This is a genomic window from Nocardioides korecus (assembly GCF_054778395.1).
In genome coordinates, this window is the sequence record NZ_BAAGZO010000007.1 from 233,693 (window position 1) to 257,642 (window position 23,950).

The 23,950-nt window shown below is 75.5% G+C and carries 22 protein-coding genes and 1 riboswitch; of the genes, 6 read left to right on the top strand and 16 right to left on the bottom strand.

What is annotated here, in order from left to right; translation table 11 throughout:
• The first annotated feature begins 32 nt into the window (after positions 1–32).
• Complete coding sequence (locus ACYVDA_RS15580) at positions 33–1,724, top strand: alkaline phosphatase D family protein (RefSeq protein WP_460819341.1); 1,692 nt, start codon at positions 33–35, stop codon at positions 1,722–1,724.
• 19 nt (positions 1,725–1,743) lie between these two features.
• Here the strand turns inward: ACYVDA_RS15580 and thiD are convergent, their stop codons facing one another.
• The 14 genes from thiD to ACYVDA_RS15650 form a co-directional block, all read right to left on the bottom strand.
• Positions 1,744–2,598, bottom strand: a complete 855-nt coding sequence (gene thiD, locus ACYVDA_RS15585) for a bifunctional hydroxymethylpyrimidine kinase/phosphomethylpyrimidine kinase (protein WP_460819342.1) — start codon at positions 2,596–2,598, stop codon at positions 1,744–1,746.
• On the bottom strand, positions 2,595–3,266 hold the full coding sequence (gene thiE, locus ACYVDA_RS15590) for a thiamine phosphate synthase (protein ID WP_460819343.1): 672 nt from the start codon (positions 3,264–3,266) through the stop codon (positions 2,595–2,597). The genes thiD and thiE overlap by 4 nt, the downstream gene beginning before the upstream one ends.
• Positions 3,263–4,066: a hydroxyethylthiazole kinase gene (thiM, locus tag ACYVDA_RS15595; RefSeq protein WP_460819344.1), complete on the bottom strand. Its 804-nt coding sequence runs from the start codon at positions 4,064–4,066 to the stop codon at positions 3,263–3,265. Before thiM ends, thiE begins: the two co-directional genes overlap by 4 nt.
• Positions 4,063–5,478: a purine-cytosine permease family protein gene (locus ACYVDA_RS15600; RefSeq protein WP_460819345.1), complete on the bottom strand. Its 1,416-nt coding sequence runs from the start codon at positions 5,476–5,478 to the stop codon at positions 4,063–4,065. The genes thiM and ACYVDA_RS15600 overlap by 4 nt, the downstream gene beginning before the upstream one ends.
• A gap of 10 nt (positions 5,479–5,488) precedes the next feature.
• Positions 5,489–5,576, bottom strand: a riboswitch (TPP riboswitch).
• 72 nt (positions 5,577–5,648) lie between these two features.
• Positions 5,649–6,695 carry a hypothetical protein gene (locus tag ACYVDA_RS15605; RefSeq protein ID WP_460819346.1) on the bottom strand — a complete coding sequence of 349 codons (1,047 nt, stop codon included), beginning with the start codon at positions 6,693–6,695 and terminating at the stop codon, positions 5,649–5,651.
• Positions 6,692–8,374, bottom strand: a complete 1,683-nt coding sequence (locus ACYVDA_RS15610; RefSeq protein WP_460819347.1) for a hypothetical protein — start codon at positions 8,372–8,374, stop codon at positions 6,692–6,694. The genes ACYVDA_RS15605 and ACYVDA_RS15610 overlap by 4 nt, the downstream gene beginning before the upstream one ends.
• On the bottom strand, positions 8,367–9,524 hold the full coding sequence (locus ACYVDA_RS15615; RefSeq protein WP_460819348.1) for a PseG/SpsG family protein: 1,158 nt from the start codon (positions 9,522–9,524) through the stop codon (positions 8,367–8,369). The genes ACYVDA_RS15610 and ACYVDA_RS15615 overlap by 8 nt, the downstream gene beginning before the upstream one ends.
• The gene (locus ACYVDA_RS15620; protein WP_460819349.1) at positions 9,521–10,279 is read right to left on the bottom strand and encodes a cytidylyltransferase domain-containing protein; all 759 of its coding nucleotides are present in this window, start codon (positions 10,277–10,279) and stop codon (positions 9,521–9,523) included. Before ACYVDA_RS15620 ends, ACYVDA_RS15615 begins: the two co-directional genes overlap by 4 nt.
• Positions 10,276–11,409, bottom strand: coding sequence for a DegT/DnrJ/EryC1/StrS family aminotransferase (locus tag ACYVDA_RS15625; protein WP_460819350.1), 1,134 nt, complete (start codon positions 11,407–11,409; stop codon positions 10,276–10,278). The genes ACYVDA_RS15620 and ACYVDA_RS15625 overlap by 4 nt, the downstream gene beginning before the upstream one ends.
• Positions 11,410–12,393, bottom strand: a complete 984-nt coding sequence (gene pseB, locus ACYVDA_RS15630; protein ID WP_460819352.1) for a UDP-N-acetylglucosamine 4,6-dehydratase (inverting) — start codon at positions 12,391–12,393, stop codon at positions 11,410–11,412.
• A 37-nt stretch (positions 12,394–12,430) separates the two neighbouring features.
• Positions 12,431–12,796: a hypothetical protein gene (locus ACYVDA_RS15635; RefSeq protein WP_460819353.1), complete on the bottom strand. Its 366-nt coding sequence runs from the start codon at positions 12,794–12,796 to the stop codon at positions 12,431–12,433.
• Entirely contained in the window at positions 12,793–13,572 is a 780-nt protein-coding gene (locus ACYVDA_RS15640) for a hypothetical protein (RefSeq protein ID WP_460819355.1), read from the bottom strand. The genes ACYVDA_RS15635 and ACYVDA_RS15640 overlap by 4 nt, the downstream gene beginning before the upstream one ends.
• 85 nt (positions 13,573–13,657) lie before the next feature.
• A complete protein-coding gene (pseI, locus tag ACYVDA_RS15645; protein WP_460819356.1) occupies positions 13,658–14,719 on the bottom strand; it encodes a pseudaminic acid synthase in 1,062 nt (353 codons plus the stop codon).
• Positions 14,716–15,273: a GNAT family N-acetyltransferase gene (locus tag ACYVDA_RS15650; RefSeq protein ID WP_460819357.1), complete on the bottom strand. Its 558-nt coding sequence runs from the start codon at positions 15,271–15,273 to the stop codon at positions 14,716–14,718. The genes pseI and ACYVDA_RS15650 overlap by 4 nt, the downstream gene beginning before the upstream one ends.
• Before the next feature lie 69 nt (positions 15,274–15,342).
• Here ACYVDA_RS15650 and ACYVDA_RS15655 point away from each other — a divergent pair, with 69 nt between their 5' ends.
• From ACYVDA_RS15655 to ACYVDA_RS15675, 5 genes are read left to right on the top strand one after another with little or no spacing between them, the layout of a single operon-like run.
• Positions 15,343–15,594 carry a phosphopantetheine-binding protein gene (locus ACYVDA_RS15655; RefSeq protein WP_460819358.1) on the top strand — a complete coding sequence of 84 codons (252 nt, stop codon included), beginning with the start codon at positions 15,343–15,345 and terminating at the stop codon, positions 15,592–15,594.
• Positions 15,591–16,922 carry an AMP-binding protein gene (locus tag ACYVDA_RS15660; protein ID WP_460819359.1) on the top strand — a complete coding sequence of 444 codons (1,332 nt, stop codon included), beginning with the start codon at positions 15,591–15,593 and terminating at the stop codon, positions 16,920–16,922. The genes ACYVDA_RS15655 and ACYVDA_RS15660 overlap by 4 nt, the downstream gene beginning before the upstream one ends.
• A complete protein-coding gene (locus ACYVDA_RS15665; RefSeq protein ID WP_460819360.1) occupies positions 16,912–17,730 on the top strand; it encodes an SDR family NAD(P)-dependent oxidoreductase in 819 nt (272 codons plus the stop codon). The genes ACYVDA_RS15660 and ACYVDA_RS15665 overlap by 11 nt, the downstream gene beginning before the upstream one ends.
• 2 nt (positions 17,731–17,732) lie before the next feature.
• Positions 17,733–18,161, top strand: a complete 429-nt coding sequence (locus ACYVDA_RS15670) for a hypothetical protein (RefSeq protein WP_460819361.1) — start codon at positions 17,733–17,735, stop codon at positions 18,159–18,161.
• Positions 18,162–18,179: 18 nt separating this feature from the next.
• Complete coding sequence (locus ACYVDA_RS15675) at positions 18,180–18,842, top strand: 4'-phosphopantetheinyl transferase family protein (protein ID WP_460819415.1); 663 nt, start codon at positions 18,180–18,182, stop codon at positions 18,840–18,842.
• Here the strand turns inward: ACYVDA_RS15675 and ACYVDA_RS15680 are convergent.
• Together ACYVDA_RS15680 and ACYVDA_RS15685 are read right to left on the bottom strand one after the other, a co-directional pair.
• Positions 18,727–20,037, bottom strand: coding sequence for a M1 family metallopeptidase (locus tag ACYVDA_RS15680; RefSeq protein WP_460819362.1), 1,311 nt, complete (start codon positions 20,035–20,037; stop codon positions 18,727–18,729). The two genes, ACYVDA_RS15675 and ACYVDA_RS15680, sit on opposite strands and share 116 nt — an antisense overlap.
• Positions 20,034–23,906, bottom strand: a complete 3,873-nt coding sequence (locus ACYVDA_RS15685) for a Pls/PosA family non-ribosomal peptide synthetase (RefSeq protein ID WP_460819363.1) — start codon at positions 23,904–23,906, stop codon at positions 20,034–20,036. The genes ACYVDA_RS15680 and ACYVDA_RS15685 overlap by 4 nt, the downstream gene beginning before the upstream one ends.
• Positions 23,907–23,950 lie beyond the last annotated feature (44 nt).

Here is a 23,950-nt window from a genome sequence, read left to right on the forward strand (position 1 = left end):
CCTGCGGGCACCGTTCGGGTGAGAGTGGGCCGGTGCCACCACCCACCTCCCCGGCGTACGCCGTCCCCTCGCGCCGTTCCGTCCTGCGTGCGGGGCTGGCCACGGGCGCCACCGCGACCCTGCTCGGGTGGGTCGGTCCGCTCGACAGCCGTGCCACCGCGGCGGTGCCGGCCCTGCCTCGCACGCCGTTCACCCTGGGGGTCGCCAGCGGCGACCCGTTCCCCACCAGCGTCCTGCTGTGGACCCGGCTCGCCATCGACCCCCTCGCCGACGACGGCCACGGCGGCATGCCCACGCGCACCTACCCGGTCCGGTGGCAGGTCGCCCACGACGCCCGCTTCCGCAAGGTCGTGCGCAGCGGGACGGCCCAGACCGGCCCCGACCAGGCCCACTCCGTCCACGTCGAGGTCGGTGGGCTCCGTCCGGGTGCCGAGTACTTCTACCGGTTCCGCGTCGGGACCTTCCTCTCCCCCGTCGGCCGCACCCGCACCGCCCCGGCCCACCACAGCCTGGTCCCGTCGCTGTCGATGGCGTTCGCGAGCTGCGCGCAGTACGAGCGCGGCTGGTTCACCGCCTACCGCCGCCTGGCCCAGGACGAGCCGGACCTCGTCCTGCACCTGGGCGACTACATGTACGAGTTCGCGGCCAAGCCGGTCGGCAGCGGCGGCACCGTGCGATCGTTCCGCGGCCCCGAGACGGTGACGCTGGCGAACTACCGGCAGCGCCTGGCGCAGTACCACGCCGACCCGGACCTGCAGGCTGCGCACGCGGTCGCCCCCTGGCTGGTCGTCTTCGACGACCACGACGTCGACAACGACTGGGCCGGCGACGTGCCCGACGACCCCCGGGAGGCCGCGGCCTTCCCGGCCCGCCGCGCGGCTGCGTTCAAGGCGTACTACGAGAACATGCCGCTGCGGCACGCGTCGATCCCCACTGGCAGCCACATGGCCGTCAACCGGCGGCTCCAGTGGGGCCGCCTGGCCATGTTCCACATGCTCGACACCCGCCAGTTCCGCAGCGACCAGGCCTGCGGCGACGGCTGGAAGGATTGCCCCGAGGCCGCGGCCCCCGCCCGGTCCCTCCCCGGGGCGGCCCAGGAGGCGTGGCTGTCGCGGGGGTTCGCCCGCTCCCGCGCCCGGTGGGACGTGCTGGGCCAGCAGGTGTTCTTCAGCCGGCGCGCCACCTCGGCCTCGCCCCACGCCACCGTGGCGATGGACGCCTGGGACGGCTACCCCACCTCCCGCGCACGGGTGATCTCGTCCTGGGTCAAGGCCGGGGTGCGCAACCCGATCGTGCTCACCGGGGACGTGCACGCCCACTGGGCCTCCGACATCCGGTCGGACTTCACCGACCGCACCGCACCCGTGGTCGGCTCGGAGTTCATCACCTCCTCCGTCACCTCCGGCGGGGACGGGTACGACGAGCCGACCGGCCGGCACCCGTGGTTCGCCAACAACCCGCACCTGAAGTTCTGGACCAACCTGCGCGGGTACGTGAACACCACCATCACGCCCGCGTCCTTCACCGCCGAGTACCGCTGCCTGCCCCAGGTCAGCGTCCCGGACTCCCCCGTCCACACCCGTGCCCGGTTCGTGGTCCACGACCGCGTGCGCGGGATGCAGCAGACGTACGCCGCGCCGCTGCCCCCCGCCTCGGCAGCCCGCACGGCCCCCCGCACGGACGCGCAGAAGATCCGGGACACCCTCGCCACCGAGGCCGGCTGAGGTCCCGGGCACGGCCGCGTCACGGGCGGGTGGCGCGGTCCGTCCCCGGGGACACCGATGGCCGCGCCGCGGACCCCCACCAGGCGTGGAAGTGGTGCACGGGCCCGTGCCCGTGGCCGACCTCGAGCTCGTCGGAGGCCCGCAGCGCGGCGGTGAGGTAGTCCTTGGCCTCGGTCGCCGCCTCGGTCCATGACGCCGCGCGGGGACGGAGCGCGGCCACGGCCGAGGAGAGGGTGCAGCCGGTGCCGTGGGTGTTGTGGGTGGCGACCCGCTCGGCGTCCAACCGGCTGCGCACGCCGCCGACGAGCAGGAGGTCCACGCTGCGGGGCCCGGCGAGGTGGCCGCCCTTGAGCAGCACCCCGGGACCGAGGGCGGCGAGCCGCTCGAGCTGGCCGGTCATCTGCTCCTCGTCGCGCGCCTCGGGCTCCCCCAGCAGGTCGGCGGCCTCGGGCAGGTTGGGCGTGACCAGGTGGCACAGGGGCAGCAGCACCTCGCGCAGGGCCGCCACCGCGTCGTGGTCGAGCAGGCGGTCGCCGGAGGTGGCCACCATGACCGGGTCGAGCACGACGTACGCCGGTCGACGCTCGCGCAGCACCTCCGCCACGGCCAGCGTGACCTCCGCGCTGCCCAGCATCCCGATCTTGACCGTGTCCACGGCGACGTCGTCGAGCAGCACGTCGAGCTGACGGCGCACGTCGACGCCGGAGAGCTGGTGCACGGCGGCGACCCCGCGGGTGCTCTGGGCGGTCACGGCGGTGACGACCGCGGTGCCGTAGGCGCCGAGCGCCGAGAAGGTCTTGAGGTCGGCCGCGATCCCCGCGCCCCCGCTGGGGTCGGTGCCGGCGATGGTCAGCGCCACCGGGGGTCGCGTCACCGGGCCACCCCCGCCCGCAGGGCCGACGCCGCGGCCGCCGGGTCGGCGGCGGCGCAGACGGCCGAGACCACGGCGAGCCCGGCCACCCCCGTGGCCCGCACGGACGCGGCGACGTCGGGTCCGATGCCGCCGATGGCCACGCAGGGCAGGTCGGTCGAGGCCGCCAGGGCGACCAGGGCGGCGGTCCGCTCGAGCCCGAGCGGGGTCGCCGCCTCGGGCTTGGTCGGGGTCGCCCAGACCGGGCCGACGCCGAGGTAGTCCAGCACCGGTCCGCGCGCGTTCCACGCCTGCGCCTCGGCGACCTGGTCGGCGGTGGAGACCGAGAGGCCGACCAGGGCGCGGGGGCCCAGGAGCTGACGGGCGACGTCGGGCGGGAGGTCGCCCTGCCCCACGTGGACGCCGTCGGCGCCGACCGCGAGGGCGACGTCGACCCGGTCGTTGACCACCACCGGCACCCCGGTGCCCGCGAGCGCGTCCTGCACCGCGCGCGTCAGGGCGCACAGGTCGCGGGTGCCCAGCCCGGGCTCGCGGACCTGCACCAGCGTGACGCCGCCCCGCGCCGCCAGCCGCACGGTCTCCGCGACCCCGCGCTCGCCGCACGAGGCGGTGTCGGTGACCAGGTAGAGGTCCAGCAGGGACGCGGTCGCGGCGGGGGTGCGTCCGGTCACCGCAGCACCAGCCGGTCGGCCAGGTCGGGGCCCTGCAGGGTGTGCAGCGCGTCCACCAGCGCGACGGCGAAGGACCCGGGCGCTGTGGTCGTGGTGGCCGCGACGTCGGCGGCCACGGTGAGGATGCCGGTCGCGGCGACGGCGGCCTCCAGGGGGGCGGCGCCCGTGCCCGCGCAGGCCGCGACCAGCGCGCCCAGCAGGCAGCCGGCGCCGGTCACCAGGGTGAGCAGCGGGGACCCGTTGCGGACCTCGACGACCCGCTCGCCGTCGGTGACCAGGTCGACCGGCCCGCTGACCGCGACCGCCCCGCCGGTGCTCCGGGCCAGGGTGCGTGCCGCCTCCAGCGCGCTCTCGGTCGAGGCGGTGCTGTCCACCCCGCGCCCGCCGCCCGCGGCTCCGGCCAGCGCGAGGACCTCCGAGGCGTTGCCGCGCACGACGTCGGGCCGGTGCTCCAGCAGCCCGGCCGCGAGGGTGGTGCGGAAGGCCAGGGCCCCCACGGCGACCGGGTCGAGCACCCAGGGCGTGCCGGCCTCGCGTGCGGCCGCGGCGGCCAGGGGCATAGCCTCGGCGCGCTCGCGGGAGAGGGTGCCCAGGTTGACCAGCAGCCCGTCCGCGATCCGCGCGAAGTCGGCCGACTCCTCGGCGTTCTCCACCATCGCCGGAGAGGCGCCGACCGCCAGCAGCCCGTTGGCCGTCACGTTGGTCACCACCACGTTGGTCATGCAGTGCACCAGCGGCACGCGCGCACGCACCGCCTCCAGCACCTCCACCACGCTCCCGACCGTCACCGAGCTCGTCATGCCGACCGCCTCTCCTCACCACGGGCCGCCTCCGGCGACCTCGACCGTCGTCCCCGCGCCCACCGCGGGACGTGCACCAGGGCGGTCGCCAGGGCGGCGACCGCGAAGGAGACCAGGGAGGCGCTCATCCACGGCCTCGGGCTGAAGCCGGTGGCGGCGGCCAGGTCCTGCCAGGCGTGGGTCCACAGCGGCACCTGGCCCGGGTTGAGCAGCTGGTACGCCGCGAAGCCCAGCGCCCAGGGCAGGAGCATCACCCAGCGCGTGGGTGCCGTCTCCGACAGGTCCCAGGGCCGGTCGCGCAGGCACAGCCGGTCGGCCACCAGCACCGCGAAGAGCGGCACGAACACCGAGCCGATCAGCGACAGGAAGCTGGCGTAGTCGTAGATGTCCACCACCAGGGCCAGCAGTGTCGTGAGCGCCCCGACCGCCATCGAGATCGCACGGCGGTCCCAGCGGGGCCGCAGGTTCTGCGTCGACACGGTGGTGGAGTAGACGTTGGCGAAGGACTGGTCGAGCTCGCGGACCGTCACCACGGCGAACGCCACCACGCCCAGCGGGACGGCCAGGAAGGTCGCGAACACGTCGCCGCCCCGAGTCAGGACGCTGAGCACCGCGACCAGGCCGAGGCCGTAGCAGGCCACCTGCATGACGGTGTAGCCGATGAGGGCTCCGGTGGCCGCCGCGCGCGGGGTGCGCGAGTGCCGGGAGTAGTCCGCGGCCATCGGCACCCAGGAGATCGCCACCGCGAGCGTCGCGTCGATCCCCAGGCTGAGGCCGCCCCCGCCGCCGGACCCGGTGGCGTGCAGCGGGTGCGCCAGCAGCTGGCTGGTCAGGTAGGCCAGGGCGACGACCACGGCGACGGTGACGTAGCGGCGCAGCAGCCGCACCGAGCCCAGGGGCCGGGTGGCCAGCACGGTGGTCAGGACGCCGATCAGCAGCACCCACGTCCACCGAGGTACGCCGGGCAGCACCTGCCCCAGGGCGGTCGCGATCGTGACGATCTCGAAGGTCCCCCAGCCGATCATCTGGACCACGTTGAGCACGGTCGGCACCACCGAGGCCCGGGCGCCGAACACGCCCCGCAGCAGCACCATCGACGGCGCCCCGGTGCGCGCCCCGAGCACGGCCGTGGCGGCGATGGCCACGGCCCCCAGCGACGTACCGACCACCACGGCCAGCAGGGCGGCAGCCAGGGAGAGCCGCGCGGTGCCCGGACCGCCGGGCTGCAGCACGGCGACGGCGCCGGTGAACCCCAGCAGGCTGACCCCGAGGTTGCCCCAGAGCCCGAGCTGGTCCCAGGTGCCCAGCGTGCGGGGCGCCTGCTCGGTCAGGGTGTGCGGGACCTCCGCGGCGGCGGGTCGTGGTCCGGGACCACCCTCGCGCTCGGGGGGACGGGTGCGGACGTCGCTCATCGGGCCTCTGCTTCCTCCGCCGGCATTACCCGGCTCAGGTTCGAGCGGTCGGCGACCCGTGTGTCGCCCTCTCAGCCCGATGTCGTCGAGCTCCCGCGTGTGGCAGGCACGACCTTACCTCGGCACCACCGGGACGACCCGGGCCCGGGTGTGGTCGGGTGCGACGGGCGTCAGACGATCTCGGCGTACCAGTCGCCGCCGCCAAGGCCACCCAGCCGGCGGGGACCCGCGAGCTCCCCCACCAGCGCGCCGAGCGAGGGTCGGCACAGCACCGGTCCCTCGTGCGGGTCCAGCTCCAGCACGGCCGTGCCGTCGGGGGCCACGGGCGAGCGCACCGTGCGCGTGCGGCCGGTGTCGACCCGGGTGACCTCGGTGAGGACCACCTCCGAGCGCAGGGCCAGCCGCGAGCGCACCCGGTCCTGGGTGCGTGCCAGGGGCTCCAGCGCCCGGGCCCGCCGCCCCTGGGGCGCGGGACGAGGCACCACCGACCGGGGCACCAGGAGCACGCGGACCGGCTCGGACGCGGGGTCGTCGGGACCGGCGCCCGCCGGGTTCACCACGAACCCGCCGGGACGCCGCGGCACCAGGCTGCGCCGCTCCGGGTCCGGGGCGCGACCGGTCGAGAGGCCGGGCCGCACGGGGTTCGGCGCGCGGTCGACCTTGACCCGCGCCACGCAGACCCCGCTGAGTCCGTCGGGCAGCAGCCGGCGCCGGGCCCAGGGGGGCAGGTGCTCGGGTGCGTCGAAGCCCAGGGTGAGCAGCCCGCCGGGGCCGACCTCGTCGGGGTCGACCCGCAGCACGACGCGTTGGAGGCTGGCGCCGCCGTCGGCGCGGCGGCGGTCCAGCAGCGCCACGGCGCGCGGTCGGCCCTGCACCGAGATCCGGACGAGGCGGTGCCAGTCGTCCTCGTGGGGGTGCTCCTCCCCGGAGTCCTCGCCGATCGGCAGGTCGCGGGCCTGCCGCCAGGAACGCGTCGCGTGCTCGTCGAGGAGCAGCACGACCGTGACGCGCAGCGGGTGCGAGGTGGGCTCGACCTGCACCCCGAGCAGCGCCTCCTGGCGGCGCAGGCGGGCCAGCCGGTGCGGCGCCCGGGAGGCGCCGTCGAGCAGGACCAGGGCCGGGTCGTCGCCGCGACCCACGGTGCCGGGGACCGCGACCGGGCCGCCGGGGCGGTCGAACCGGGTGGACAGCTGCAGCGAGGCCAGCTCGAAGGTCACCGGCAGGCTCCCAGGTCGTCGGTCAGGGACGCGTCGTCCCGGGTCAGGTCGAGGCGGGTGGCCACCGGGTCGCGCCGGGTCCACAGGCGCCGTACTGCGGTGAAGAGGGGGTCCCCGTCGGACTCGGTGTGCTGCATGGTCGTGCCGAGCACGTCGAGCAGGGCGTCGCCCTGGCCCAGTTGCCAGGCCGGCACGAGCGGCGAGGTGATGTCGCTGCCGGAGCGGTAGAACCACGCCCACAGCCGGGCCCGCTCGACCTGCTCGGGGGTGATCAGCACCCGTCCCTGGAGGAGCCCCGCGAGGTGGTCGTCGAGGACGTCGGCGTACTCCCCCGGCGAGGAGACCACCGTGGTGAAGCCGCAGTGGCTCCACTCCGACCAGCCGGTCTGCACCGCCGGGATGCCGAAGGTGGGGTACTCGTTGCTGACGCTCCCGCGCACGGTCAGCACCAGGTCGGCCAGGCTGGTCAGGGCGTTCTTGCTCAGGTCCATGCTGGGCAGGAAGACCAGGTGGTCCCGGTCGCGGTGCCGCTCGGCGACCGTGGCGAAGAAGTCGGTGGCGTCGTACAGCGCCTGGCTGGGGTGGTCCAGGAACAGCCACCCGACGTCGTCGCGCTTGGCCGCCAGCTCGGCGGTGTCCTCGAACCATGCCCCGAGGTCGGGGTAGGCCTCGACGTTGGTCCCCAGGGCGTCGCTGACGGCGTGGGCGAAGACCGCGACCACGGGCTTGTCCGGGTCCAGGCCCGTACGCCGGGCCGCGACGCGCCGCACCGCCGCCCGGTCCTGGGCACCCCGCAGGTCGACCCCGGAGAAGTTGCGACCCGGCCGCCACCACGACGGCCGTCCCAGCATCGCCTTGGAGCGGTGGGTGGTCAGCTCGGCGCTGCGCCGGAGCACGTCGCGGTGGGACCAGACGTGGTCCTCGAAGAACCGGCCGACCTCCTCGGTCAGCCCGGCGCGGACCGGGCCGTGGGGCGCCACCTGCTCGGGGAAGAGCCCGTAGACCTTCAGGCCCCCGGTCGACTGCGGGAACAGCACCGGCACGTCGTGGCGCAGCGCCGCCTCCACGGCCAGGCCGAAGTTGTCGTAGTCGACGTGGCTGGAGACCAGCGCGACCACGTCGAGGCGATCCATGATCGCGTCGTACACCCGGGCGAACTGCTCGCTGCGGGCCTGCACCCGGTCGCGCTTGGCGCGGACCCGGGGCGAGTCGTCCAGGCGCGGGACCTGGGCCATCCGGCAGGTCGTGGCGTCCACGACGCCGGCCAGCCGGTCCGGGTCGATCCCCGACGGCGGCAGCGGACCCCCCAGGTCCAGGCCGGCAAAGGGCTCGACGAACGACGCGCCCGCGACCCGCCGGTCGACGACCGCGTGCACGTCGACGACGTCGCGCGCGCCGTAGGCCCGGCACAGGCGCTCGATCTCGGGGAGGTCGAAGTAGCTCCAGACGACCTCGTTCCAGTCGTCGTCGGCGCCGCTGACCACCACCACGTCCGCCGGCTCCAGCCGGGCCAGCGCGTTGGCCACGCTGAGGGTGCGCAGGGTGACGCGGAGGTCCTGGCTCATCGCCTCGACCACGATCACGCGACGCGGGTCGCGCGCGGTGTTGTGCTCCCAGAAGCGGGCGGCGGTCTCGCAGAAGCCCGCCAGGCCGGTGAGCGTGCGTCCGGGCTCAGCCACGACGACCGACCTCCTGGGGACGCCTCGCGGCCGGGTCGTCCGCGCCGTCGTCGGCCAGGCGGACCGCCTCCAGCGCTGCGTCGGCGACGCGCTCGCGACCCCGGCCGTCGACCAGCGCCGGGCCGGCCGCGCGCAGCCGCGCCCGCCACCCCTCGTCCTCGAGCAGGCGGGTGAGCACGCGCGACACGTGCTCGGAGCGCTCGGGTCCCCCCTCGCCACGGGCGTGCAGGTCGTGGACCGCCCCGAGCCCGACGACGGCACCGGCCGCGGTCACGGCGTCGTAGCCACGGGCCTGGTTGTCCGCCACCCGCAGCACGGCCGCGGCCACCCCGAGGTGCAGCAGCTCGAGCAGCGACGTGCCGGCGGCGCAGACCACCAGGTCGGCCGCGGCGGCCAGGGCCGGCAGCCGGGTCGTGGGGGCGACCACGTCGACGCGCTGGCCGGGGCCGGTCGCCAGGTCGAGGACGGCCTGCTCCCCCGCGGCGTCCGGCGCGACCACGGTGGCCGCGAAGGGCCGTCCGGTCGCGACCAGCCGCTCCACCACCAGGGGTGTCGCCCCGGCCGGGTCGGTGCCGCCCAGGAAGGTCAGGACGCGCGGCGGTCCGTCACCACGGACCGGCCGGCGGTCCTCGGCCACCCGGGCCCGGCGCACGTCGTCGCGCAGCAGGGCGTACGCCGGCCCGCGCAACCGCACCGTCCGGCCCACGCGGTCGTGCCCGACGGGACCGCCGAGGTTCTGGTCGACCTCGACGTCGGCCCGCCAGCCCGCGCCGGGGGCGTCGACCACGGCGACCAGCACGGGCGCGGCCTCGCGCAGCGCCACGCGCACCGCGTCGGGCATCGCGTAGGAGTCGACCACGACCAGACCGGCCTCCAGCCGCGCGACGGCCTCGGCCGGCGCCCGCGGGGTGGTCAGCGGCGGGAGCAGCCCGATGCCCCGCACCCGGAGCAGCTCGCGCACCCAGGGCACGCTCGCGGCGTCGGCGGCGAAGGTGACCCGGTGACCGCTTCCCAGCAGCTCCTCGGCCAGCGCGAGGCAGCGCATCAGGTGCCCCACGCCCTGCTCGGGACCGACGTCGCAGCAGACCAGCACCGGCACCGGGCCGACCCCCCGGCCGACCTCTCGGCCGACCTCCGGGTGCCCCGTCACCGGGCGACCGCCGGCCGCACCGGCTTCTGCTGCACGTCGGCGTTCACGGCGACCAGCTCGGGGTGCGCCCGCAGCAGCGCGACGACCCCGGCGAGGTCGAGGTGGGCGGCGTCGTGGTCCTCCAGCAGCGCCCGCAGCAGCCGCAGGTCCTCGGGGGTGTCGAGGGTGACCCGCAGGTCGGACTCGTCCGCGTCCAGCTCCAGGCCGACCAGGCGCAGCCCCTCGACCCGACCGGAGTACAGCCAGGGCGTGACGTGCTCGCGCTCGGCGGGCTCCCGGGCCTCCCGGGCCGCGTCGTGCAGGACCGCGGCGGGGAACACCTCGACGTCGTACCCCCGCGGGTAGGTGCGTCGCAGGCCGTTGGAGACGTAGGCGTGCGGGTCGCGGTCCCAGAGCCGGACCGCGTCGAGGACCACCGCCGGGTCGATCAGCGGGCAGTCCGAGGTCACCCGCACCACCCCCTCGAGGTCGTACGCCGAGGCACAGCGGTCGAACCGGTCGAGCACGTCGTCCTCGCTGCCGCGGAACACCTCGACACCGTGGCGCCGGGCCAGGTCGGCGACCACGTCGTCCCGGGCGGCGGTCGTGGTCGCCACGACCACCGGCAGACCGGTCGCCACCAGGCGGTCGAGGTGGTGCTCGAGCACGGTCCGTCCGGCGACCTGCTCGAGGACCTTGCCGGGCAGGCGCGTGCTGCCCGTGCGGGCCTGGGTCAGGATCGCGGTGCCGCCGTCGGGGGCCGCCGCGGCGCTCACCGCAGCACCTCCTCGAGCTGGTCGCACACCCGGTCGACGTCGTCGTCCTTCAGGTCGGGGAACATCGGCAGGGACAGCTCCTCGGCGTAGTAGGCCTCGGCGTTCGGGCACTCGCCGGGCCGGTGCCCGAGGTCGGCGTACGCCGGGTGGCGGTAGACCGGCAGGTAGTTGACCTGCACGCCGGTGCCCCGCTCCCGGAGGGCGTCGTACACCTCGCGGCGGCGGCCGTCGCGGACCCGCAGCGGGAACAGGTGCCACGCGGGGTCGCGGTCCTCGCGCCGCACGGGCAGGCGGACGGCGCCCGCGACCTCCAGGTCGGCCAGGCGGGCGACGTAGCGCTCGAAGACCTGCCGGCGCCGGTCGACGAAGCCGGGCAGGCGCCCGAGCTGGCTCGAGCCCAGGGCGGCGCCGAGGTCGCTGAGGCGGTAGTTCAGGCCGAAGGCGTGGACCTCCTGGTGCCAGGCACCCTCGGTGGTCACGGTGAAGCGGTCGGGATCGCGGACCAGGCCCACGGTGCGGAACTCGCGGCAGCGGCGGGCGAGCGCGGCGTCGGCGGTGAGGACCGCGCCGCCCTCGGCGGTGGTCAGGTTCTTGGTCGGGAAGAACGACAGGGTGGTGACGTCGGCCAGCGACCCGACCGGGCGCCCGCGGTAGGTGCCGCCGAAGGAGTGCGCGGCGTCGGACAGCAGCAGGGCGCCGGCCGCGCGGGCGACCTCGGCCAGGCGGTCGTGGTCCGCTGGTTGTCCCGCGTAGTCGACCGAGGCCACCACCCGGGTGCGCGGCGTCACCGCGGCGGCGACCGCGTCGGGGTCGAGCAGCCCCGTGCCGGGGTCGACATCGGCGAAGACCACCCGGGCGCCCACCTGGGTGGCGCAGGCCGCGGTGGCCACGAAGGTCAGCGGGGTGGTGACCACCTCGTCGCCGGGACGCAGTCCCAGGCAGGCGTACGCCGTGTGCAGCGCCGCGGTGCCGGAGCTCACCGCCACGGCGTGCGGCACCCCGCCCGCGGTCGCGAGGTCCTGCTCGAAGCGGTCGACCGCCGGCCCGGTGGTCAGCCAGTCGCCCCGCAGCACCTCGGCGACCGCGGCCACGTCGGCCTCGTCGACCGACTGACGGCCGTAGGGCAGCACTCAGAGCTCCGTGCGCAGCATGCGGTCGATCTGCTCCGGGGTGAACCACTCGTCGTTGGTGTCCGAGCGGTAGGCGAACCCCGGCGGGACGGCCGTGCCGCCCTGCGGCGCCCGGTAGCCCCAGGACGCGCGGTCCGGCTCCAGGACGTAGCGGTCGCCCAGCCGCAGGGCCCGACGCCCCTCCTCGGGCGAGACCATCTCCTCGTGCAGCTTCTCCCCCGGCCGCAGCCCGACGTCGACGAGCTCGGCGCCCGGGGCGATCGCGTGGGCGAGGTCGGTGATCCGCATCGAGGGGATCCGGGGGACGTAGAGCTCGCCGCCCTGCATCTGGTCGAAGGAGTCGACCACGAAATCCACGGCCTGGCCCAGGGTGATGAAGAACCGGGTGCACCGCAGGTCGGTGATCGGCAGGGGGCTCCCCTCGGCGGCCAGGCGGCGGAAGAAGGGGATCACCGAGCCACGGCTGCCGATGACGTTGCCGTAGCGCACCACCGAGAACCGCGTGGGGTGGTGGGCGGCGTAGTGGTTGCCGGAGACGAACAGCTTGTCGGCCGTCAGCTTGGTCGCGCCGTAGAGGTTGATCGGGCTCGAGGCCTTGTCGGTCGAGAGCGCGACGACCTTCTGCACCCCGGAGTCGATGGCGGCCTCGATCACGTTCTGGGAGCCGACCACGTTGGTGCGCACGAACTCGAAGGGGTTGTACTCCGCGGTGTCGACCTGCTTCAGCGCCGCCGCGTGCACGACGTACTGGACCCCGTGCATGGCCCGCTGGAGCCGACGCTCGTCGCGGACGTCGCCGATGAACCACCGCAGCCGCGGGTCGTCGCGGAACTGCTGGCGAACCTCGTACTGCTTGAGCTCGTCGCGGGAGAACACCACCAGCCGGGCCGGGTCGAGCTTGGCCAGGGCGTAGTCGATGAAGGCCTTGCCGAAGGAGCCGGTGCCCCCGGTGACCAGGATGTTGGAGCCGGTGAGGACGGACATGGGTGGTCCTTTCAGGAGTCCGGTCGGGTGCCGGGCGTCAGGGGGTCGAGCGGGGCAGGGCGGCGAGGAGCTCCTCGACCCGCTCCAGGCGTTCCTCGAAGCGGGCGGCGGCGCTGATCCGGGCCCGCGTGCGCTCGTGCTCGCGTCGGACCTCCTCGACCAGGGAGCGGGCGTCGGCCAGGTCCCTCGCGTCGACGACCGGCACCTCGCGGGTGCCGCGCAGGTCCTCCAGGCGGGCCTCGAGGCCGGCGACCTGGGGCCCGATGCGCGCGAGGTCCCGCTCGACCGCGGCCAGGCGGTCGTGCTGGCGGTCCAGCCGGCGCACGATCTCGGCGACGGCGCCCGGGGCGTCGTACGACACGGCGCGGCGGACCCGCCCCACCCGTGCCCGCAGACGGCTCACCGCAGGCGCCGGATCCGGCCGGTGCCGACCCAGGAGCGCAGCAGCCGCGACTCCTGCTCGATCCGGTGCTCGCGACCCACGGGGCACCAGTCGCCCCACTGGTGCTGCCAGCTGCTCTGGGTGGGGTCATCGAGGTAGGACAGGCCCGCCACCCGGATCTCGGCCTCGGGGAAGAGCCGCGTCGCGACGTACGTCGCCAGGGTGCCGGTGGTCGGGGCCAGCCGCTCCTCGCGCCACGGCACGCCGAGCAGGTCGTTGAGCGGGCGGGTGAAGGCCCGGTTGGAGACCGAGGCCAGGCCGAGGTCGGCCGGCCACGAGGTCGGCCACATCTCGGGGTGGCCGTGCAGCCGCATCGGCTCGACCAGCGCGTAGAGCCGGTCGCGGTAGTCGTGGAAGACGAAGCCGGTCGCCCGGGTGATCCGGTTCCACACCACCACGTCGGTGCGCGACCCCTGGCAGGCCGGCGCACCGGGCACGTCGAGCACGAAGCTGTTCATCCGCAGCACCAGGTCGCTGCCGTCGATCATCTCGGCCCGGGCGTCGCTGGGCTCCAGCGGCGCGTTGCCGACCACCGCGACGGTCCGCACCGGGGCGGTGCGCGCGTAGGCGGTCATCAGCTCGCGCAGGGCCGCGGTGGCGCTGGCCGCGCCCCGGGCACCGGGATCGGCGGCCCGGGTGAGCAGGGGGTCGGACAGGCGCTCGGGCCCCGGGTCGAGCACGGGGTCGAGCCGGAAGTCGGGCGCGAGGGGAGCGGGGTACGTCGGAGCGTGAGCCACGCCCCGGACGCTAGGAGCGCCGCACGTCCGACGCGGGGACGACTCTCGGGCCACCCGGTGTCGGGTCGGTGAACAACGCGTGCGCCTAGAACTGCTCCCAGGACACCGGGGTCCCCTTCGCCACGCCCTCGCGGAAGCGGCGGCCCTCGACGTCGCGGAAGGCGTCCGGGGCCAGACCGTCGGCCGGGCGCACCGAGCGGACGTTGTCGGCCGTGACGAGCTCCCCCGCCGCGACGTCGCGGGTGACGAAGAGCGACCGTCGGAAGCGCAGGCCCTCGGCCTCGACCCGCCGCGGGCCGACCCGGGCCTGCCCCAGCGCGGCCCAGGCCGTCGCCGACTCCGTGACCAGCAGGCGCAGGTCGGCGGGCTCCAGGGAGAACGCCGAGTCCACCCCGCCGTCGTGGCGGTCCAGCGTCACGTGCTTCTCCAGGAGCGTCGCCCCCAGCGCGACCGCTGCGACCGAGGCACCGATCCCGAGCGTGTGGTCCGAGAGCCCCACCTGCACGTCGAGGGCGTCGCGCAGCACCGGCAGCGACCGCAGGTGGGAGTCCTCGGGCGGGGCAGGGTAGGCGGCGGTGCACCCCAGCACGACCAGCTGGTCGTTGCCGGTCTCGCGGGCCGCCCGGACGGCCGCGTCGATCTCGCCCATCGTCGCGGTGCCGGTGCTGATCACCAGGGGCAGACCGGTCTCGGCCATGCACCGCAGCAGCGGCAGATCGGTGATCTCGCTGGAGGCCGACTTCAGCAGCGGCACCCCCAGGTCGGCCAGGAAGCGGACGGCCGTGGGGTCGAAGGGGGCGCTGAAGGCCAGCATCCCCAGCTCCTGGGCGAGGGCGAAGATCTCCTCGTGCCAGGCCCACGGCGTGTGCGCCTCCTCGTAGAGGTCCCACAGCCGCCGGCCGGGCCACAGCGGGTGGTCGGCGCTGAGCCGGAACCGGGGCGCGTCGACGTCGAGGGTGATGGTGTCGGCGGTGAAGGTCTGGATCTTGACGGCGTGCGCGCCCGCCTCCCCCGCCGCCCGGACGATGTCCAGCGCCCGCTCGAGGTCGCCGTTGTGGTTGCCCGACATCTCCGCCACCACGAACGGCGGCGCGTCCGGGCCGATCCGGGTCGTGGCGGTCGGGTGCAGCTCGGTGGTGCTGCTCATGCCGCTCCCCCGGTCGTCGTGGCGGCGGGCTCCCGGCGGGATCGCCTGCGGTCCTCGCGGTGCAGCGCGACCGGCACCACCCGGCGTACGGCGTGGGTGGTGGGGTCGGGACGGTCCTCCACCGGCCCCTCGGTGAAGCCCAGCCGGCGGTTGGCCCGACGCACGACCTCGTTGTCCTCGAGCACCTCGGCCTCGAGCACGTCGAGGTCCAGCTCGCCGAAGGCGTGGTCCAGCGCCTCGCGCATCGCCCGCTGCCACACGACCAGGGTGGCGCCGCGCTCGGCGAGCCCGTCGTGGTCGAGGTGGAACCCCCACGCGCCCCGTCGTCGACCGTGGTCGGAACGCAGGTTGAAGAACGTGACAACACCGCACGGCGAGTTGTCGACCTCCAGCACCAGGACCCGGCGCGAGGGGTCGGTGGACACCGCGTGCCACCACCGCGCGTGCTGCTCGGCCGTGATCGGGGCCTGCTGCGTGCTGACCTGCCGGTTCGCGTCCTGGTTGCGCCAGGCGAGGAGGTTCTCGAGGTCGGTTTCGAGCGCCGGTCGCAGCACCTGGGACCACCTTCCGGTCGGGTTCCGCGGGCCCCGGGAGGGCCTCGCGGCGTGTGTAGTGTCCGCGCCATGACAGCACTCTCGCGGGACCGCCTGCGTGAACTCATGGGGGCCGTTCTGCAGACGCAGGGCAAAAGCCTCCCCTCGGAGGAGTCGACCCCGCTCGCCGACCTGGGCTTCCGCTCCCTGGACTTCTCCGAGCTCGCGCTGCGCGTGGAGGACGAGACCGACGAGGAGCTGAACTTCGAGGCCGCTGGCCTGCGCGAGGTGCGCTCGGTGGGCGACGTGCTCGACCTGCTCCACGACCTCCAGGCCTCGTGAGCGGCACCGCCCCAGCAGCGGTCGTCCTCCCCGGAGGCGTGCGCAACGTCGTGGTCGACGCCGCGACCGGCGAGACGGTCCGGTGGGACGAGCTCGCGACGCCGACCCTGGACCGTCCCACCGCCGCCCTGGTGCTGGGCCCGCGCGAGGCCGTCGGCTGGGTCGCCGCCCACGTGCGGACCCGCACCGAGCTGCTGGTCGCCCCGGCGTCCCGGGTGCCGGCCGACCTCGCCGCCGAGCTCGCCGGGGAGGGCCTGCGGGTGGTCCGCACCGCTCCGGACGGGACCAGCTCCACCGCCACGGCCCCGACACGACCACGTGACGCCGAGCCCGACCGGCTCTGGCTGCTCACCTCGGGCTCGACCGGCCGGCCGCGTCGGGTGGGCCACACCCTGACCTCGCTGACCACCGTCTCCTCGGCCCCGCCCCCGCAGCGGTGGCTGTGCCCCTACCCGCCCGGCAGCTACGCGTGGTGGCAGCTGGTCACCCTGTCCCTGGCCCACCCCGGCCAGGACCTGGTGCTGCTCGACCCGGGCCGCCCCGAGGCGCTGGACCGGTGGCCCGCGGCCGCCCTCGAGCACGGCGTGACCGCGGTGTCGGGCACGCCGACCTTCTGGCGCCGGTCGATGATGACCGACCCCGACGGGCTGGCCCGCCTCCCGCTGCGCCAGGTCACCCTGGGCGGCGAGCCCGTGGACCAGGCCGTCCTGGACCAGCTCGGCGCGCTGTTCCCGCAGGCGCGGGTGTCGTGGATCTACGCCTCCTCCGAGGTCGGTGCCTCCGTCGTGGTGCACGACGGCCGGGCCGGCTTCCCGGTCGCCTGGCTCGGCGCGAGCGGGGGCAGGGACGAGCGGGACGCGGGCCGGGGACGCGTCGGCCTGGAGGTCGACGGCGAGGAGCTGGTCGTGCGCTCCCCGCACCGGGCCGACGGCCAGGCCGCGGCGGTGCGCACCGGTGACCGGGTCGAGGTCGTCGGCGACCGGGTCCACGTCGTGGGCCGGATCGGCCTCGACGAGATCAACGTGGGCGGCGTCAAGGTCAGCGCGGGCCAGGTCCGCGCCGCCCTGCTCGGACACCCCCGCGTGCGCTGGGCCCGCGTCCACGGTCGACGCGCGCCGCTGGTCGGCACCGTCGTCGCCGCCGAGGTGGTGCTGGCGCCCCCGACCACCACCGAGGGCGACCAGCCCGACGACGCTGCCGGCGAGCAGGCCCTCCGGGAGCTGACCCGCTGGTGCGCCGAGCGCCTGCCCGAGGCCGCCGTCCCCCGCCGCGTCCGGTTCCTGGACGAGGTCCCCGTGAAGGAGTCGTTGAAGACCGATGTCCGCTGACGCCACGCCCGTCCCCTCCCCGGAGCCGACAGCCGACCCCACCGCCGGACCGACGTCGCACGCCGGTGGCCCCTCCCCGGTCCCGCCCAGCCGCGTGGTCCTGGTCTCCGGGGCCTCGCGCGGCCTGGGGCTCGACCTGGTCCGCGACCTGCTCGACCACGGGGTCGCCGTGGGCGCGTTCGCCCGCACCGTGACCCCGGGGCTGGCCGAGCTGGCCGCGGCGCACCCCGGCCGGGCCGTGGTCGCGTCGGTCGACCTCACCGACGCACCCGAGCGCAAGGCCTTCCTGGCCCGGGTGGAGTCCGAGCTGGGGGTCGTCGACGGGCTGGTCAACAACGCGGCGATCGGGCAGGACTCGCTGCACGTGCACACCACCGAGCAGCGCATCGAGCAGATCGTCCACACCAACCTGACCGCGCCGCTGGAGCTGACCCGCCTCGTCGTACGCCGGTTGCTCGCGACCGGGGGCCGCGGGCGCGTGGTGAACGTGACCTCGGTGTGCGGCCAGCGCGGCTACCCCGGACTGGTCGCCTACTCGGCCACCAAGGGCGGCCTGGACGCGGCCACGCGGGCCCTGGCGCGCGAGCTCGGCGGCCGGGTGCTGGTCAACAGCGTCGCCCCCGGCTTCTTCGCCTCCGAGATGTCGGCGGTGCTCGGCTCCACCCAGCTCGAGCAGATCCTGCGTCGTACGCCGTCGGGTGAGATGACCCGCAGCGAGCACGTCGTCCCGGTCGTGCGCCAGCTCCTGCTGGACGCGACCAACCTCAACGGCCAGACGCTGGTCGTCGACGGCGGCGGGTCGATCTGAGGATGGACCGGCGTACGCCGTGGCTGCCGCCCGGCGCCCGTCTCGAGATCGGCACCTCGGCGCAGCTCTCCGAGGCCCGCACGCGCAGCCACCTCGCCGACGGCCGCTGCGTCGGCCTGCTCGGGCCCGCGGGATCGCTGGAGGGCTGGGTGGTCGACGCCGAGCTCGACGTCCCGCCGCCGGCGGCGCTCGCACGACGCTTCGGGTCCTCCGGCTTCTGGGAGCGCTGGACCCGCGCCGAGTGCGCCGCCAAGCTCGCGGACGTGCCGATGCCGTGCTGGCTGGGCCGTCACGGGCTCGACGACCCCGCCGCCCTGGGCGTGGACCTCGACACCGTCCGGGCCGGCGGCGGCACCGTCGTGCTGACCACCGGCCGGTCACGCCCGGCGACCGGGCTGGTCGAGGTCGGTGCGTCCACCCCGGCTGGCTAGGGTCGTGCCGTGCCAGACATGGAGGGCTGGGTCCCGGACGCTGCCCGGCTCGCCGCCGACTCGCTCCTTCGCCGGCTCGCCGCGCTGCACACCGGAGCGGCGGTCGACCAGGTGCAGGTGGGTCGGCTGTGTCCGCGGTGCGCGAGCTCCGGGCACGGCCGACCGCACGCGCTGGTCGCGGGTCGGGACCGGGTGTGGGTCACGCTGGCCCGGGCCGGGCCGCTGACCCTGGCCGCCGCCTGCACCGATGCCGCCGTCGGCGTCGACGTGGAGGCCTGGGGTGCGTTCGACGGGATCGACGACGAGGCCGTCCTGCACCCCCGGGAGCGGGCCGGCTCCGCGCACGACCGGGCCCTGACCTGGGTGCGCAAGGAGTCGTTGCTCAAGGCGGTGGGGGTGGGCCTGACCGTCGACCCGCGGGCCGTGCGGCTCGGTCCGGCGTCGCAGCCACCACGGCTGGTGTCGTGGCCCGGGCCGGGTCCGGTGCCGGTCGTGGCGATGCGCGACCTCGACGTCCCGGGTCACGCGGCGAGCCTGACCGTGCTGGCCCAGCGGGAGCCGCGGGTCAGCCTGCGCTGGGCAGCTCCGGGAGGAGCTCCTGGGCCAGCCACGCCTCGAGGAGATCGTCCACGTCCAGGTCCGTCTCCTGCGCCAGGTGCTCGGCGAACAGGTCGGTCGTGACGGTGCCGTGGGCGTGCTGGGACACCCAGCTCCTCAGCACCTCGAAGAAGGCCTCGTCCCCGAGCTCCAGGCGCAGCGCGTGCAGCAGGAGGGCGCCCCTCTTGTAGACCCGGTCGTCGAACATCAGCTCGGGGCCGGGGTCGCCGAGGACCAGGTCCTGGTCGAGCTCGCTGAGGCGGTCCCAGTGGTGCCGGGCCCAGTCGTCGGCGGAGTCGCCCCCGGAGTGCTCCGACCACAGCCACTCGCTGTAGCAGGCGAAGCCCTCGTGCAGCCAGATGTCGCGCCAGGTCTCGGCGGTCAGGCTGTTGCCGAACCACTGGTGGGACAGCTCGTGGGCGATCAGCCGCTCGGCGTCCCAGTCGGTGACCAGGTGGTTGGCCCCGAAGGTCGACAGGGACTGCGACTCCAGCGGGATCTCCAGGTCGTCGTCGGTGACCACCACGGTGTAGGCGTCGAAGGGGTAGGGGCCGAACAGCTCCACGAACGTCTCGATCATCGCCGCCTGCTCGGCGAACGCCTCGGCGAACTCCTCGCCCCGGGACGGCGGCACCGCGGCCCGGAGCGGCACGGTCGCGTCCAGGTCCCGCACCCGGTAGCGACCCACGTGCACGGTCGCGAGGTACGGCGCCATCGGGTCCGGCTCGTCGAAGACCCACGTCGTCGTGCTGGACCCGTGCGAGGTGGTCACCAGCGTGCCGTTGGCCACGACGGTGTAGTCGCTCGGGGCGGTCACCGAGATGCGGTAGGTGGCCTTGTCGCTGGGCCGGTCGTTGACCGGGAACCAGGTGGGCGCGCCGTGCGGCTGCCCGGCCACGATGGCACCGTCGGTCAGCTCCTCCCACCCGGCGTCGCCGAGGTGGCGGGCGGAGTGGGGCCCGGGGTGACCGGAGTAGTGGACGGCGACGACGAGCTCGGTGCCGGCCGCGACGGGTGCGGGCATGCGCACCTTGAGCACGCCGCGGGTGTGGGAGTGCTTGGCGCGGGTGCCGGCGACCGTGACCTTGTCGACCTTGAGGCCCAGCAGGTCCAGGTGCAGGTGCTCGAGGTCCTCGAGGGCGACGCAGTCCAGCAGCGCCCGGCCCGTCAGGTGGTTGCCCTCGACCCGGTAGTCGAGCTGCAGGTCGTAGTGCGAGACCGAGAACGACAGGTCGCCGTGGTGGGGCAGGTAGGGGTCCGCGCCGCGGTGCCCGTTCACCGGGCCTGCTCGTCCGCGTCGGCGGCCCACGGGCCGATCGGGTTCCCGATCCACCGCGTCCTGCGCGGCACCGACTCGCCCCTCATCACCAACGACACGGGCCCCACCGTAGCGTCGCGGCCGAGTCGTGACGCGGGCAGGATCACGCTGTTGGGTCCCAGCGTCGAGCCCCGCTCCAAGGTGACGGAGTCGATGCTGAGCACGCGGTCGTGGAACAGGTGGGTCTGGAGCACGCACCCCTGGTTGACCGTCACGCCGTCACCCAGCTCGACCAGGTCGGGCTCGGGCAGCCAGTAGGTCTCGCACCACACGCCACGACCGATCCGCGCACCCAGGGCCCGCAGCCAGACGTTGAGCACGGGGGTGCCGGTGGCGGCCCGGGCGAACCACGGCGCGGCCACCACCTCCACGAAGGTGTCGGCCAGCTCGCTGCGCCACACGAACGAGCTCCACAGCGGGTGGTCGACGGCCCGGATGCGCCCCACCAGCAGCCACTTCGCCGCCACCGAGACCGCGGCGGCGAGCAGGCCCGCGACCATCAGCACCGGGCCGGCCAGCAGCACCGGCGCCACCCAGTGACCCGATCCGACCAGCGCCACCAGGGCCCAGGCCACCCCCACCCCGAGGGCCAGGTGGGCCCAGACCGCGACGACGCGGCAGAGCTCCACGGCCCCGCGCAGCAGCCGCAGGCGGCGCGGCGGGTCGTAGGTGCGGCTCTCGTCGGCGGCACCGGCGGCCCGCCGCAGCAGCACCGGCGGGCTGCCCAGCCACGACGACCCCGCCTTCGCGCTGCCCCGCCGCGGCGCGGCCGACAGCACGGCGACCAGGGCCTGCTTGGGGACCTTGCGGCCGGGCGCCGCCATCCCGGAGTTGCCGAGGAAGGCGCGCTTGCCGATCTTGGTGCGCTCCACCCGGAGCCACCCGCCCCCCAGCTCGTAGCTGCCCAGGAGGGTGTCGTCGGCCAGGAACGACTCGTCGTTGATCGTGGTCAAGCTCGGGATCAGCAGCACCGTCGAGGCCTCCACCCGGCGTCCCACCTTGGCGCCGAGCAGCCGCAGCCAGGCGGGTGTGAGGCCGCTGGAGTAGAGCGGGAACAGCCACGTGCGGGCCTCGTCGAGGACCCGCAGGGTGGCCCACGCCTGCCAGGCCGGCCGGCTGTGGATCGGGTGGACGCCCGGCGTGAGCCCCACGGCCAGCGCTCGGACGAGCAGGGCCACCAGGCCCGCCAGGACCACGAGACCCAGGACGGCCCCGACCGGCAGCCACGCCAGCACCACGGCGGCGGTGCCGGTCGTCGTCCGGGTGCCGACCAGCCACGGGAGCACCGGGAGGAGCGCGACGACACCGGCGACGGTCGGGAGCAGCGAGATCAGCACCGACACCGCGGCGTACGCCCCCACCCAGACCGGCCGGTACGCCGGACGCTCGGGGTGCCAGGGTCCGCGCGAGGTGCCGACCGCGACCGCCGGGGCACCGGACCAGTACTCGCCCCGCGCCACCCGTCCCGTGACCGCGGACCCCGGCGCGACCTCGGCCCCGCGACCGATCCACGCGCCCGGGGCCAGGGTGCTGCGGGTGCCCACCCGGGCGTCCTGACCGATCCGGATGCCGCCCACGTGCAGCACGTCGCCGTCGAGCCAGTGGCCGGTCAGGTCGACCTCGGGCTCCACCGAGCACCCGTCGCCCAGCTGCAGCAGACCGGTGACGGGTGGCACGGAGTGCAGGTCCACGTGGCGGCCCACCTGCGCGCCCAGCCATCGGGCGTAGGTCGGCATCCACGCCGCCCCGGCCAGGTTGGCCGCCCCCAGCTCGTCGGCCAGCCGCTCGGCGAGCCACAGCCGGAGGTGGACCCGACCACCGCGGGGGTAGTCCCCCGGCCCGATCCCGCGCAGCAGGACCCGCGCTCCCAGCGCGGTCAGGGCCATCCGCCCGGGCGGCGCGACCAGCACCACCCACCCGGCGGCGATCCACCACCACGACACCTGCGGCAGGTGGTCCAGCGACAGCAGGTCGCCCGCGAGGTGGCAGCCCAGGGCCACCCACAGCAGCCACCGAAGCCCCGAGAGCATCCGCAGCGGGACCGTGAAGGCCACCTGCCCGCGCTGGGTCTTGGTCGGCGTCGGTCGCACCCGGTGGCCGGAGGGGGCGGCCCCCGGCGCCATCGCGTCCAGCTGGCGCGCCAGCGACCCGACGGTGGGGTGCTCGTAGAGGTCCGCGACCGTGGCCTCGGGGTGGCGGCTGCGCAGGCGGGACACCACCTGCGCCGCGGTCAGGCTCCCGCCACCGAGGTCGAAGAAGTTGTCGCCCTCGGAACGCACGACCGCGCCCAGCACCTCCAGCCAGAGCTCGGCGACCCAGGCGGCGGTGCCGCCCAGGTCGGAGGGCTGGTCACCGGGCGCCGACGGCAGCGGCCACGGCAGGGCGTCGCGGTCGACCTTGCCCGAGGTGCGCAGCGGCATCTCCTCGACCACCGCGAGGCGCGGGACCAGCGCCGCGGGCACGCTCGCCCGCAGGTGCTCGGTGACGGCGCTGGCGGCGTAGGAGGTGTCCACCGTGACGTAGCCGACCAGCAGCTGGTTGCCGGCGGGGCTGCGCCGGACCGCCGCCGCGGCGCTCACCACCCCGGGCGCGGACAGCAGGGCGTTGTCGACCTCGCCGAGCTCGATGCGGCGGCCGCCGAGCTTGACCTGGTCGTCGCCCCGGCCGGCGAAGCGCAGGCCCTCCTCGTCGCGGACGACCAGGTCACCGCTGCGGTAGGCGCGGTCCCAGCCCAGCGTCGGGAACGCGGCGTACTTCTCCGCGTCCTTGGCCGGGTCCAGGTAGCGGGCCAGGCCCACGCCGCCGATGATCAGCTCGCCGGTCCCGCCGGGGGCCACCTCGTGACCCTCGCCGTCGACGACCGCGAGGTCCCACCCGTCCAGCGGCAGCCCGATCCGCACGGGCTCCCCGGCGACCAGGGGCGCGCCGCAGGCCACCACCGTCGCCTCGGTCGGCCCGTAGGTGTTCCACAGCTCCCGACCGGGTCGCCCCAGCCGCACCGCGATCTCGGGCGGGCAGGCCTCGCCCCCCATGATCAGCAGGCGTACGCCGTCCAGGGACTCCGTGGGCCACAGCGCGACCAGGGTCGGCACCGTCGAGACGACCGTGACGTCGTTGGCCACCAGCCACGGCCCGACGTCGACCCCGCTGCGCACGAGCGACCGGGGCGCCGGGACCAGGCAGCCGCCATGCGCCCAGGCCAGCCAGATCTCCTCGCAGGAGGCGTCGAAGGCCACTGACAGGCCCGCCATCACCCGGTCCCCCGGCCCGAGCGGGGCGTCCTGGACGAACATCCGCGACTCGGCGTCGACGAAGGCCGCCGCCGAGCGGTGGGTCACCGCCACGCCCTTGGGCCGGCCGGTCGACCCGGAGGTGAAGATGATCCACGCGTCGTCCTCCGGGGTCGGCCGCGACTCCGCCTCCGCCCCGAGGTCGACCGCCCCCGTCGGGGGACGTCGCGGGGCGATCACCAGGTCGTCACCGACGACCGCGGCGACCTCGGCCTCGTCGAAGACCACCCGGGCGCGCTCGTCGGGGTCGTCGGCGTCCACCGGCACGTAGGCGGCCCCGGCCAGCAGGACGCCCATGATCGCGACGTACAGGTCGACGGTCCCCGACCGCACCCGCACCCCGACCCGGTCGCCCGGACCGACGCCCACCTCGGCCAGCGCCTCGACGACCTCGCCGGCCGCCTCCTCGAGCTCCGCGTAGGTCAGCTGCACGGCGCCGTTGTCGAGCGCCAGCGCGTCCGGGCAGGACAGCACCACGTCGGTGAAGATGTCGACCAGGGTGCGCGGGGGTGGGGCGAGCTCGGAACGGGTCAGGCTCACGGCGCCGGGGCAGGACGAGCGGGCGGGGCGGTCACCTGCGAAGT

Coding starts and splice junctions, on each gene's coding strand:
- ACYVDA_RS15670 (WP_460819361.1), top strand. CDS start 17,733: ATGGACCGGCGTACGCCGTGGCTGCCGCCCGGCGCCCGTCTCGAGATC.
- thiM (WP_460819344.1), bottom strand. CDS start 4,066: ATGACGAGCTCGGTGACGGTCGGGAGCGTGGTGGAGGTGCTGGAGGCG.
- ACYVDA_RS15665 (WP_460819360.1), top strand. CDS start 16,912: ATGTCCGCTGACGCCACGCCCGTCCCCTCCCCGGAGCCGACAGCCGAC.
- ACYVDA_RS15675 (WP_460819415.1), top strand. CDS start 18,180: ATGGAGGGCTGGGTCCCGGACGCTGCCCGGCTCGCCGCCGACTCGCTC.
- pseB (WP_460819352.1), bottom strand. CDS start 12,393: ATGTCCGTCCTCACCGGCTCCAACATCCTGGTCACCGGGGGCACCGGC.
- pseI (WP_460819356.1), bottom strand. CDS start 14,719: ATGAGCAGCACCACCGAGCTGCACCCGACCGCCACGACCCGGATCGGC.
- ACYVDA_RS15655 (WP_460819358.1), top strand. CDS start 15,343: ATGACAGCACTCTCGCGGGACCGCCTGCGTGAACTCATGGGGGCCGTT.
- ACYVDA_RS15600 (WP_460819345.1), bottom strand. CDS start 5,478: ATGAGCGACGTCCGCACCCGTCCCCCCGAGCGCGAGGGTGGTCCCGGA.